The sequence below is a fragment of the Bacillus sp. HSf4 genome (genome assembly GCF_029537375.1).
Taxonomy (GTDB): domain Bacteria; phylum Bacillota; class Bacilli; order Bacillales; family Bacillaceae; genus Bacillus; species Bacillus sonorensis_A.
Genome location: NZ_CP120679.1, coordinates 663,873 through 677,500 on the forward strand (window position 1 = coordinate 663,873; position 13,628 = coordinate 677,500).

General features: G+C 45.6%; 4 protein-coding genes, 2 tRNA genes and 2 rRNA genes (1 of these 8 only partly in view). All 8 read left to right on the forward strand.

Features of this window, described 5'->3' with window-relative positions:
- The first annotated feature begins 310 nt into the window (after window positions 1-310).
- The gene (locus tag P3X63_RS03365) at window positions 311-1,378 is read left to right on the forward strand and encodes a response regulator (protein ID WP_026586033.1); all 1,068 of its coding nucleotides are present in this window, start codon (window positions 311-313) and stop codon (window positions 1,376-1,378) included.
- Window positions 1,379-1,640: 262 nt separating this feature from the next.
- Complete coding sequence (locus P3X63_RS03370; protein WP_277692458.1) at window positions 1,641-7,553, forward strand: SpaA isopeptide-forming pilin-related protein; 5,913 nt, start codon at window positions 1,641-1,643, stop codon at window positions 7,551-7,553.
- Window positions 7,554-7,653: 100 nt separating this feature from the next.
- Window positions 7,654-8,286: a class A sortase gene (locus P3X63_RS03375; protein WP_026586035.1), complete on the forward strand. Its 633-nt coding sequence runs from the start codon at window positions 7,654-7,656 to the stop codon at window positions 8,284-8,286.
- A 657-nt stretch (window positions 8,287-8,943) separates the two neighbouring features.
- Window positions 8,944-10,359: a sugar porter family MFS transporter gene (locus P3X63_RS03380; protein ID WP_077735614.1), complete on the forward strand. Its 1,416-nt coding sequence runs from the start codon at window positions 8,944-8,946 to the stop codon at window positions 10,357-10,359.
- A 618-nt stretch (window positions 10,360-10,977) separates the two neighbouring features.
- Window positions 10,978-11,054: transfer RNA gene (locus P3X63_RS03385), tRNA-Arg, on the forward strand.
- Between the two features lie 10 nt (window positions 11,055-11,064).
- A tRNA-Gly gene (locus P3X63_RS03390) sits at window positions 11,065-11,138 on the forward strand.
- Between the two features lie 104 nt (window positions 11,139-11,242).
- Window positions 11,243-12,791, forward strand: a 16S ribosomal RNA gene (locus P3X63_RS03395).
- 160 nt (window positions 12,792-12,951) lie between these two features.
- A 23S ribosomal RNA gene (locus tag P3X63_RS03400) occupies window positions 12,952-13,628 on the forward strand (it continues 2,255 nt past the right edge of the window).
- Together the 16S and 23S rRNA genes with 2 tRNA genes alongside form the textbook arrangement of a ribosomal RNA operon.

The window sequence follows — 13,628 nt, forward strand, 5'->3', positions numbered from 1 at the left end:
GGTTGATCCTTCCTTGACTGGCTTCGGGATATTTTGTCTCCGACAGCGAATTAACGGCTACGAAAATAAAAAAGAAGGCAGCATATCCTAGAATAATTGAAATAAAAATGAATACCTTTTTCAAACAGCAGCACTCCTTATCCTGATTAACTTCTGAGCCCTTCTAAAATCCTATTTAATCAGTCATATTGTGGTCACATATGTTAAAAAATTTCAATCCTCTACAAAACAATCCAACTTAATAGGTCATTAGGCATGATATAATGAAATGATAATTGGGTGATTTGTATAAAAATGGGGTGGATGATTCGTGAAAGCGTTAATTGTTGATGACGAGGAACTGGCATTGCTTCATTTTAAAGTTATGCTTGAACGGACGAATTTCTTTCAATCCATTGCAACCTTTCAAGATCCGGTTGAAGTACTGGAATATTCAGTTCTTGATGTGGATGTGGTGTTTCTTGACATTGAAATGCCCGGGATCAGCGGCATTGAGCTGGCAGAAGCGCTTCAATCGATGAATGACGACATCCAAGTCGTTTTTATCACGGCCTATAATGAATTTGCCATTAAAGCGTTCGAACTGAATGCCGTTGATTATTTGCTGAAACCCGTGGATTACGACCGGCTGCTGAAGACGGTTGAACGAATCAAAACGAACGGCAGGAACTCCGCGGAAAAGACCGGAGCACACTTTTTTATTCAATGTTTTGGCAGCCTGCAATTTTACGAAGTGATCAAAGGTGACAAAACATACATGCCGGTCAAATGGAGAACGTCCAAAGCTCGTGAAGTATACGCATACTTGCTGCATCATCAAGGACGTGTCGTCAGCAAGGACACGCTGATCGACTTATTTTGGCCGAATTTCGATTTTTCCAAAGCCAGTACACAGCTTTACTCAACGATTTATCAAATAAGGAAATTAATCGGCCGGCTTCCTTTCAGCCAATCCATCGATAAGACCGAGACAGGATATATCTTGAGGTTGTCCGACGCAAAAATCGATGTCATTGAATGGGAAAAGTCGATTAAAGAAATTCCGCCCCTCAATCCATCTGCAGTCAATCGCCACATGGAGCTTTTAAAGGCATACGAAAACCATTACTTTATGGAGCACGGTTATCTTTGGGCAGAACCTGAAAAGACGCGGCTTACCCAGCTGTGGCTTGGAAAGGCTTATGAACTGATCGAGTATCTCATAGATGAAAAGCGGTACAGCCAAGCGATGGATGTATGTATGCAGATCGACAAAATAGAACCTTGTGACAGTAAAATGATGCAATACAAGATTCAATTATTTAATAAAACAGGGAAAGTGGAAGAGGCGATCAAGGAATACCAGCGCTACAAACGAATGAAGGATCAAATGAACTAAAAGGCCGGAATGTCCGGTCTTTTTTTATGTACAGATATTGTATAGTTCGATTTCATACAATGTAGTTTGGTTCGGATGAAGTCATTTCTAAAGTGGGAAAACAACGTACAACGCCTCGGGATAACCCTGATATCACCGCTTAACATTCAGCAATGATTTTAAAATACCAAATCATTCGGCAGTTAAGCCTTGTTTCAGGAAGGAGGCCGCAAGCAAAGATTCCAAGAGTATATCGATTATGGAAAAAGGAGGAATAATTATTTTGAGATCGAGAACATTGCCGTCCGGCCCAGGAAAAAGCAGAAGGCTCAAGCCGTTTTTGCTCACAGGTCTTACGCTGTTTTTTATTGTCAGCCAGGTGCTCGGCTTTTCAATGCAAATACAGGCAGCCGGCGATCCGACAAATAGCGGGTCATTCGTCGATTCTGTGACAGTCAAAAACGGCAGCGGCCAAACCGTTGACGGCTCAATCAGTGAAGAGCCCGCATTAACACCGGGGGATGAAGTGACACTGACATACGAGTGGTCACTAAAACAAGATCAGAAATCAGATTTAGGAAAAGATATCATTGTGCAGATTCCTAAACATTTCGCATTCGACCAGGATGCTGCAGGTGAAGTGAAAACAGCGGATCAACAGGTGCTCGGCAGCTTTAAAGTGTCGGCGGCAGAACATACCCTGACGGTCAAATTAAACAGCACCGCTGGCGATTTGAATGAGGCAAAAGGGGCTATCAAACTGCCTGCCAAATTTGCCGCTGATGTGAAAGCTGATGCCAAAACGGTAACAGCGTTGTTTGATTTAGGCGGCGGCAAGACCCAGCAGGTCATAATCCCATTAAAGAAAGAGGAGACATCTGACACCGGATCAGAAACAGCTGATAACGATTCTTCGGAATCTAAAGGTGGAAAGCAGGCAGCTGATCAATCAGATGAGTCAAGCGCACAGGATCAAGAAGCTTCGCAAGCAAAACCATCTGACGACTCTGAGACAGAGAGCGCAAAAGCGGCAACATTCTCAAATCAATCGGCTGGGAGCAGCCTTGCGTCCGCAGAAAATCAAATCACACAAAACATTTTGACAGGCGTTGAGTTGACGGATGAGAATGGCAATCCGTACGATCAAAGCAATCGCGCCAATACGAATTCTCCGGCCAAGATCACAATCACCTGGGCGATCCCGGATGATTTGGGCAAAACAATAAACGCTGGCGATCGCTACGAATTTGATTTGCCTAAGGAATTTATCATGCATAATGACATTACAAATCAGCCGTTGAATGCCGGCGACACCACATATGGTTCATTTTCGATCGATAGAAATGGCCATGTCGTCATGACATTTAACGACCAGGTCAAAACAGATTCCAATGTCAAAGGGACTTTGTTTGTCAACACACAGTTCAACCAGCAAAACATTAAAGGTTCAACTACGCAAAAAATTGTTTTCCCGGTTCATTCCGATACGCCGGAAGTAACGGTTTATTTTAAACCGAATGTCAGCAAAACGATTGATAAATCAGGGGCTTTGGATAAAGGCATCAACCCTGGCAAAGCGACATGGACGGTCGATATCAACAAAAAATTAGACCAGGTCAAAAATGCCAAACTCACTGAAAGCCTTCCAGAAGGATTGATCTATCGTTCGGTTAAAGTTTATAAACTTGATGTGAACATTGACGGCTCTGTCAGTCAGGGGAGTGAAATCACTTCAGGCTACAGTGTCGATGGAAATGGAAACATCACATTCGACGGGCAGATCGATTCAGCTTATCGTCTTGTCTATGAGACAGACATTGACAACAGTGCAAAACCGAGTGAAGGCGGAAATGTGACGCTGACGAACAAGGCGGCATTCAGCGGGGACAATTTGGAACCGGCTTCGGCGGAGGCCAGCCTCACTGCCAAGTATGGAAAAATGATCGACAAATCCCTGAGCGGTTACAAGGCGGATTCACAAACGTTCAGCTGGGCAGTTTTATACAACTACGGAGAAAAAACGATAGAGCAATCAAAGGCCAGCATCACCGACACGTTTGGTTCCGAAGATGTGCACCTTGTTTCGGATTCCTTGAAGGTCGTTCCGATTACCTTTGGTGAAAACGGCAGCGAGAAAGCCGGAACCCCGTTAGTGGAAGGCGAGGACTACACGCTGACAGACAATGGAAGCGGCTTTGTCGTTCAATTTAAACAAGATATCAATGGCGCATACAAGATCACTTACCAAACAGGGGTCAACAATGGAGTGATCATTGATCAAGCGACAAAATACACCAATACTGCAACGGCCGGGACAGGGGAATCAAAGGAGTCTTCAGGAACCGCCGTCCAGCAGAACCTGATCAAAGGCTATTCGAATGTTGACTATGAGAATAAGACGGTTGATTGGACGATTACAATTAATAGGAATAACTACATGATGAACAATTGGACGTTGGATGATCAATTTGTCAGCGGTGGACTGGCGCTCATTGACGGTTCACTCGCCATTCAAGATGTAACAAAGAACGCAACACTTGAGGAAGGCAAAGATTATACCTTGACAAAGAAACCTGATGATCAAGGCTTTACATTGGCATTCATCGGAGATTATGCGAAGACGGACAGCCAGTTTAAGATCACGTATAGAACGAAAATGAACGCTGATTTTTCCAATGAGAATACAAAAAATACCGCTGAGTCAACATGGACGGATCATAGCGGCACGAAACGCAAGAATAAGGAATCAAGCGGTTTTACACCGAATAACCAGACTTCCCATAATGGATTCAAAAACGGTTCGTACAATGCAGTGTCTAAAGACATCACCTGGAAAATCGGAACCAACTATAATGGAGAGTCCGCAAAAAATCCTTATATAAAAGATGTGATCGCAGACGATCAGCGATATGTTCCCGGTTCGCTTTCTGTGAAGAAGTATACGATCAATAAAAACGGCTCCATCACAGAAGGAGACGCGCTTGATCCTTCCCGATACGAGGTGGAGGAACCGTCAGCCGACAATGACCATACATTGACCGTGCTGCTGAAAACAGATGACTCTACCCCGTATCTGATTGAATTTAAAACATCACTGAAAGGAAAGGTCATTCATCAGAGTCCGTATACAAACAAGGCCACATACCATAATGAAGGTCATACAGACCGGACTTTGACAGGCTCTGTCTCAATCGCAAACGGCGGAAGCCTGATTTTTAAAGGCGGAAAGCAGAATGGCAGCTATATCGATTGGAACATCAATGTCAACGCCAGCCAATCGACGCTGGACGATGTCAAAGTCACTGACACCCCGGATGCAAATCAAATGTTGGATGGGGATTCTTTTAAAGTTTATCAAGCCAAATACGATGAAAACGGAGTGGTCAAAGACAGCAGCGGAAATCTTGTCGCGGGCGATGTTCAGCTTCAGAAAGACAAAGACTATACATTGGACATCACAACCGATCCTGCAACGGGTGAACAATCATTTACCCTGAAATTCATAGGAAGCTACAAACAGATTGACCGCGCCTATGTCATTCAATATCGCTCCTTGATTAACATAGCGGGCACGAGCGGCCATGTCGGCAACAAAGTGTCGATTTCCGGTACGAATGTTCAAGAGCAGACTCAGGAAAACGGCAGTTCCGTCTTTGTCGTGATTTCAAGCGGCGGCGGGTCCGGATCAGGGGAGAAAGGAAGCCTGACCATCTTTAAAACAGGAGAGGACAATAAACCTCTTCAGGGAGCCGATTTTCAATTGTGGTCCAAAGACAAAAAGCAGCTTCTGCGCACAGGAACGACAGATGCCGAAGGAAAGATGACGTTCGGTAATATCCGCTACGGCACTTACGTATTAAAAGAAGTAAAGGCGCCTGAGGGATACACCATCAGCGATACTTTTGCAAACGGAGTCACTGTGGAGATTGACAGCAACTCCTCCAGTGCCGGGGCGCTGTATAAAGTCGTGAATCAGAAAAACAAGGTGACGCTTATCAAAAAAGATGAACAAAACAACCCTTTAAAAGGAGCTATATTCAAGCTGGAGAAAAAATTCAGCAACGGCACTTTTACGACGATCAGGACGAATATTACAAGCGATGAAAACGGAAAAGTTGAAATAGAAGGTTTGCCGGCTGGCGATTATCGCCTGACTGAAACCAAGGCTCCGGCAGGATATATCGTAAATACAAAAGCAATTGAATTCTCAGTCACGAAGAATGACAAGAATCAAGTGCCTGATATTAATTTGGGCCAACTGATCAATTATAAAGGCAGTGTGCAGCTAACGAAGGAAGATGGGGAAGGTCATTCGTTAGCGGGAGCAGTATTCAAGCTTGTTGATCAGGAAGGAAAAACGGTTCAGGAAAATCTGGTCTCAGATCAGGACGGGAAAGTGAAGGTTTCTGGTCTCGCGCCTGGCCGCTACGCCTTCATCGAAACAAAAGCACCATCCGGATTTGTATTGAACAGCGAAAGAAAAGCGTTCACCATCTCCGAAGCGGCTGAAGGAAAGCCGAAAGCGGCGGATGCCGGTATTTTCGTCAACTACAAAGGCTCCGTTCTTTTGACGAAGGAAGATACGGAAGGACATGGACTTGAAGGAGCCGAATTTAAAATCGTTGATGAGGAAGGAAAAACGGTTCAAGACAATCTGATCTCAGATCAAGATGGAAAGATCACGGCTTCAGACCTCGCACCTGGCCGCTACGCCTTCATCGAAACAAAAGCACCATCCGGATTTATGTTGAACAGCGAAAGAAAAGCGTTCACCATCACCGAAGCGGCTGAAGGAAAGCCGGAAGCGGCGGATGCCGGTATCTTCGTCAACTACAAAGGCTCTGTTCTATTGACGAAGGAAGATACGGAAGGACATGGACTTGAAGGAGCCGAATTTAAAATCGTTGATGAGGAAGGAAAAACGGTTCAAGACAATCTGATCTCAGATCAAGATGGAAAGATCACGGCTTCAGATCTCGCACCTGGCCGCTACGCCTTCATTGAAACAAAAGCACCGTCCGGATTTGTGTTGAACAGCGAAAGAAAAGCGTTCACCATCTCCGAAGCGGCTGAAGGAAAACCGGAAGCGGTAGATGCCGGCGCAGCCGTCAATTACAAAGGCTCTGTTCGATTAACCAAAACAGATCAAGACGGAAACGGATTGGAAGGCGCTGTTTTCAAAATCATTGATGACAATGGAAACACGATCAAAGACGGACTTGTTTCTAAAAAAGACGGTACAATTGAGGTCGCCGATTTGGCTCCTGGCCGCTACCAATTTGTTGAAACACACGCACCAGACGGCTATCTTTTGCAAACCAGCCCTGTCGCTTTCACCATCACGGCGCAAGATCAAGGAAAGCCGGAACAGGTTGAAGTGAAGGCCGTTAACGCGAAAAACAGCGTCGTGCTGACAAAAGTTGATCAGAATGATAAACAATCCGTTCTCCAAGGGGCGACGTTCAATCTGATTGACGGAAACGGCAAAGTGCTGTTAACCGGCTTGACCACCAATGACAAAGGACAGATTACAGTCCACGGTCTCAAACCGGGCGAATACCAGTTTGTCGAAACAAAAGCGCCTGAACATTACGAGTTGGATCAAACGCCAATTTCGTTCAAGATCAAAAATACCGATACGAAACCGGTTGAAATCATCGCAGCAAACAAATTGACGCCGGGCGCCGTAAAGCTGACAAAAGTCGATCGAAACGATAAGCACACCGTTTTGGAAGGTGCCGAATTCAAGCTTTTAGACGCCGATGGAAAGCCTGTGACAACAAACGCCTACGGCAAAGACCTGCCTTCAGTCTGGAAAACCGATAAGGACGGTCAATTTATGATCGAAGGCCTTGAGCCGGGCCGCTATCAATTGGTCGAAACAAAGGCGCCAGACGGCTATGAACTGGATGACACACCGCTAGTCTTTACGATTAAAAAAGGACAGTCAAAAGCGGCTGAAGTAACGGCTTTTAATACAAAAGTCAAAACGGAACCGGTCGATAAAAACACAGCGGGTGGCAACGACCCCCGTTCTGACAACGATGGTTCAGCAAGTCATATGAAAGCAGACAAAACGCTTCCGAAGACCGGGGATACAGACAACATGATCCAGATCATGACCGGCATTCTGCTGCTTCTGGCAGGAGGAGCATTGGCCCTGCACGCAAGAAAGAGACAAAGAAACACGCAATAGGCTTTGACAGCACCTGATCACCTGAAAAACTGATCAGGTGCTTTTTTAAGAACGAGTTGCGCCGCCAGAACCAGGATTGGCGGCTGAAAGGATTTTTCACATGCTGAAAAAAATGATGATTGCTCTGTTGATTCTTTCAGGGGGGATGCTCATCTGTTCGCCCTTCATTAAAGAAAGCATCATTGGCTATCTAAGCCATCAGCAAGATTGGCCGAGCGCGGAGCAGGCGCAAAAAAATAATGAAAAAGAAGCATTGTTTGACTTCGATGCGATTCAGCCGCCTTCTTTTTTGGAAACATTAAAAACGGGTATCGATCAAAAACCGAAAGCGGTCATCGGCCGAATCACGATCAAGAGCGTCGATATCCGTCTTCCGATATTAAAAGGCACAACCAATCAAAACCTCCTCTTCGGAGCGGCGACCATGCGACCCGATCAAAAAATGGGTGAGGGAAACTACCCATTGGCCGGCCATCATATAAGGCAGAAAAGCCTTCTGTTTGGACCTTTGCTTGATATAAAAAAGGGAGCTCGAATCGTGATCACCGATTTTAAAAAAGATTATATCTACTCTGTTACTTCCAAAAAAGTGATGTCGGAAATGGACGCAGCCGTAGTGTTTGAAACAAAGGAAAAGCAGATTACACTGATCACATGCGACAAAGCAGAAAGAACCGACAGACGCCTCGTTGTGAAAGGGACATTGGTACAAGTCGCTGATCATCAAACATAAGTACGGACGAATCATTAAAGCGGAGGATGACACCGGATTGGTCGCTTAAGGCTGCGCGAATCTATGTGGTCATACACCAAGGATGGGAAATAATCCTTGGTGTTTTTTTATTTGCGGTGATTCTACAATTCACAAAGAAGTGACAAAAACATCACTACAACATAACAAAAATAAAAAATGAGGGATTGATGCCTAAAAATAAAAGAGAAAATGTTGAAAACCGGTATTAATGCCTGATATTTCTCTGTTTAGGGCGAAAAAATAATGAAAATATAAAATAATTTTCTGAAATTTGTGTTGACTGAAAGCGCTTTTAAAATTATGATAATAACAGACATCACAAAAAGATCACAAAAACATCACTACAACATAACAATGTATCAAAAAGAATGAATGGATTAGCCTCAACCGTTAAAATGAAAACGATTCCAAAAACTGGCGGCATCATTCTTCAGCTGTGTGATGTCGGAAGAGAACGTTTTATTCTTCCGTTAACTCAGGTATCTTCTTTTTCTAATAAGAAAGGATGTTTTAAAAAGAGGAGGGGATGACTTAGGCGATGAACAAGGTTTGAATTTGATACTTAAATCTCGATTAAGGAATGAGTTATCGATACCTTTGCAAATAAACATGACAAACAAAGGCGGGAGAAATAGTATGAATGAACACGGAAATCAAAAGTCATTTTTGCGCACTATTATTATCGTCTCGACATTCGGCGGGCTGCTTTTCGGATATGACACCGGAGTTATCAATGGCGCTTTGCCATACATGGCCGAGCCGGATCAGCTTAATTTAACCGCACTTACCGAAGGGCTTGTGGCGAGCTCTCTCCTTTTAGGCGCTGCACTTGGCGCTGTGTTTGGAGGCAGGCTGTCTGACTATGTCGGCCGTCGTAAAAACATTATCTTTCTTGCCGTTCTTTTCTTTATCGCAACGCTCGGTTGTACACTTGCACCAAATGTAACTGTCATGATTCTCTCTCGTTTCTTTCTGGGGCTTGCTGTAGGGGGAGCGTCTGTCACGGTGCCGACTTATTTAGCGGAAATGTCTCCTTCAGAAAGAAGGGGGCGGATGGTAACCCAGAACGAATTAATGATCGTAAGCGGACAGCTTGCTGCCTTTACATTTAATGCCATTCTCGGCACGACAATGGGTGACAGCTCTCATGTTTGGCGCTATATGCTGGCCATTGCTGCCGTTCCCGCAATCTTTTTGTTCTTCGGGATGTTAAGAATGCCTGAAAGCCCACGCTGGCTTGTTTCAAAGGGAAAAAATGAACTTGCCTTAAACGTTTTGAAAAAAATCCGTGATGACAAGCGCGCCAACTCAGAATTGGCAGAAATTGAAACCGCTATCACGAAAGAATCGGAGATCAAGAAGGCAACATATAAAGATCTTGCGGTTCCTTGGGTGCGCCGAATCGTATTCCTTGGAATCGGAATCGCCATCGTTCAGCAGGTTACGGGTGTAAACTCCATTATGTATTATGGAACCGAAATCCTTAAAAATTCAGGTTTTGAAACGAAAGCAGCACTTATCGGAAATATTGCAAACGGTGTCATTTCGGTTCTGGCAACATTTGTTGGGATTTGGCTGCTCGGCAAAGTCGGACGGCGGCCCATGCTCTTAACTGGTTTAGTAGGAACGACATCAGCGCTTCTGCTTATTGGAATCTTCTCAACTGTGCTTGAAGGCTCAACAGCTCTTCCGTATGTTGTGCTTGCTTTAACCGTAACGTTCCTCGCATTTCAACAGGGAGCTATTTCGCCGGTCACATGGCTGATGCTTTCAGAAATCTTCCCGTTGCGCCTGCGCGGTCTTGGAATGGGAGTTACCGTATTTTGTTTATGGATCGCCAATTTCTTTGTCGGACTCTTATTTCCGATTCTTCTTGATAAAATCGGGCTGTCTTCGACATTCTACATCTTTGTTGGACTGGGAATTCTCTCGATCACATTCGTGAAAAAATTCCTGCCGGAAACGAAGGGACTTACGCTTGAGCAGCTCGAACATAATTTCCGCAACTACCAGGATGAAAATGTACAAAACAGTGTGAAAGTTAGCGGATAACAGATCAAGTAAAACAATAGCAGGTGGAATGCAGGCGGGAGAAGATGTACTCCCGCCTATTTTTGTTCAATGTATATAAGCGATCAATAATAAGAGGCGAAAACTTAAAGAGCTGGCAGAACAGCTCCGTTCGCAAGTTGGAGGTACAATCCAGCTTTTGCGGCGTGCGCACAGTTGAAAACAGCTGTCGAAAAAGATGCTGCAAAATAAAAGCTTCATTAAATGCATTGATAAGATGTGCCGCTGCCTTTGATTAGAACGTGGAACATCGGTATAATAAAAGGGAACATTTTATGAGAATAAACATATAAATAAAAGCCAAGTTGAACTTAGAGCATGAAGACTCGGAGAAGGGCATGTTTATTTTGAATAAAAAAATCAAAAAAAGTATTGACTATCGAATTGAGTACATGATATATTATTATTCGTCGCTGATGACAGCGGAATGATTCTTCAGATTACAACAGTTGATGTTTTTCATCTGAAGGGTGTACAAATGAATTAAAATGTGTATAATAGATAAGGCCGAAACAAAAGCCATGATCCTTACACGAAAAAATATAAAAACCTGTTGACTTTAACTGATTTTCATAGTATTATAGTTAAGTCGCTGATAAAGCGCCCGTAGCTCAATTGGATAGAGCGTTTGACTACGGATCAAAAGGTTAGGGGTTCGACTCCTCTCGGGCGCGCCATAACAATAATGCGGGTGTAGTTTAGTGGTAAAACCTCAGCCTTCCAAGCTGATGTCGTGAGTTCGATTCTCATCACCCGCTCCATTTTTTGAAAAATGATCTTTGAAAACTAAACAAGACAAAACGTACCTGTTAATTCATTTTTAAATAAATCGCACATGCGAATGTGCGTAGTCATTATCAAACTTTTCATGGAGAGTTTGATCCTGGCTCAGGACGAACGCTGGCGGCGTGCCTAATACATGCAAGTCGAGCGGACCGATGGGAGCTTGCTCCCTGAGGTTAGCGGCGGACGGGTGAGTAACACGTGGGTAACCTGCCTGTAAGACTGGGATAACTCCGGGAAACCGGGGCTAATACCGGATGCTTGATTGAACCGCATGGTTCAATCATAAAAGATGGCTTCGGCTATCACTTACAGATGGACCCGCGGCGCATTAGCTAGTTGGTGAGGTAACGGCTCACCAAGGCGACGATGCGTAGCCGACCTGAGAGGGTGATCGGCCACACTGGGACTGAGACACGGCCCAGACTCCTACGGGAGGCAGCAGTAGGGAATCTTCCGCAATGGACGAAAGTCTGACGGAGCAACGCCGCGTGAGTGATGAAGGTTTTCGGATCGTAAAACTCTGTTGTTAGGGAAGAACAAGTACCGTTCGAACAGGGCGGTACCTTGACGGTACCTAACCAGAAAGCCACGGCTAACTACGTGCCAGCAGCCGCGGTAATACGTAGGTGGCAAGCGTTGTCCGGAATTATTGGGCGTAAAGCGCGCGCAGGCGGTTTCTTAAGTCTGATGTGAAAGCCCCCGGCTCAACCGGGGAGGGTCATTGGAAACTGGGGAACTTGAGTGCAGAAGAGGAGAGTGGAATTCCACGTGTAGCGGTGAAATGCGTAGAGATGTGGAGGAACACCAGTGGCGAAGGCGACTCTCTGGTCTGTAACTGACGCTGAGGCGCGAAAGCGTGGGGAGCGAACAGGATTAGATACCCTGGTAGTCCACGCCGTAAACGATGAGTGCTAAGTGTTAGAGGGTTTCCGCCCTTTAGTGCTGCAGCAAACGCATTAAGCACTCCGCCTGGGGAGTACGGTCGCAAGACTGAAACTCAAAGGAATTGACGGGGGCCCGCACAAGCGGTGGAGCATGTGGTTTAATTCGAAGCAACGCGAAGAACCTTACCAGGTCTTGACATCCTCTGACACCCCTAGAGATAGGGCTTCCCCTTCGGGGGCAGAGTGACAGGTGGTGCATGGTTGTCGTCAGCTCGTGTCGTGAGATGTTGGGTTAAGTCCCGCAACGAGCGCAACCCTTGATCTTAGTTGCCAGCATTCAGTTGGGCACTCTAAGGTGACTGCCGGTGACAAACCGGAGGAAGGTGGGGATGACGTCAAATCATCATGCCCCTTATGACCTGGGCTACACACGTGCTACAATGGGCAGAACAAAGGGCAGCGAAGCCGCGAGGCTAAGCCAATCCCACAAATCTGTTCTCAGTTCGGATCGCAGTCTGCAACTCGACTGCGTGAAGCTGGAATCGCTAGTAATCGCGGATCAGCATGCCGCGGTGAATACGTTCCCGGGCCTTGTACACACCGCCCGTCACACCACGAGAGTTTGTAACACCCGAAGTCGGTGAGGTAACCTTTTGGAGCCAGCCGCCGAAGGTGGGACAGATGATTGGGGTGAAGTCGTAACAAGGTAGCCGTATCGGAAGGTGCGGCTGGATCACCTCCTTTCTAAGGATATTATACGGAATATAAGACCTTGCGGTCTTATAGACAGGTACGTTAAGCTCTTGTTTAGTTTTGAAGGATCATTCCTTCAGAGCGTGTTCTTTGAAAACTAGATAACGAAAGTAGACATTCACAAGAATTTTCTGTAGTGATTCTTTTTAACGGTTAAGTTAGAAAGGGCGCACGGTGGATGCCTTGGCACTAGGAGCCGATGAAGGACGGGACGAACACCGATATGCTTCGGGGAGCTGTAAGCAAGCTTTGATCCGGAGATTTCCGAATGGGGAAACCCACTGCTCGTAATGGAGCAGTATCCATATCTGAATTCATAGGATATGAGAAGGCAGACCCGGGGAACTGAAACATCTAAGTACCCGGAGGAAGAGAAAGCAAATGCGATTCCCTGAGTAGCGGCGAGCGAAACGGGAACAGCCCAAACCAAGAGGCTTGCCTCTTGGGGTTGTAGGACACTCTATACGGAGTTACAAAAGAACGAGGTAGATGAAGAGGTCTGGAAAGGCCCGCCATAGGAGGTAACAGCCCTGTAGTCAAAACTTCGTTCTCTCCTGAGTGGATCCTGAGTACGGCGGAACACGTGAAATTCCGTCGGAATCCGGGAGGACCATCTCCCAAGGCTAAATACTCCCTAGTGACCGATAGTGAACCAGTACCGTGAGGGAAAGGTGAAAAGCACCCCGGAAGGGGAGTGAAAGAGATCCTGAAACCGTGTGCCTACAAGTAGTCAGAGCCCGTTAACGGGTGATGGCGTGCCTTTTGTAGAATGAACCGGCGAGTTACGATCCCGTGCAAGGTTAAGTTTGAAAAGACGGAGCCGCAGCG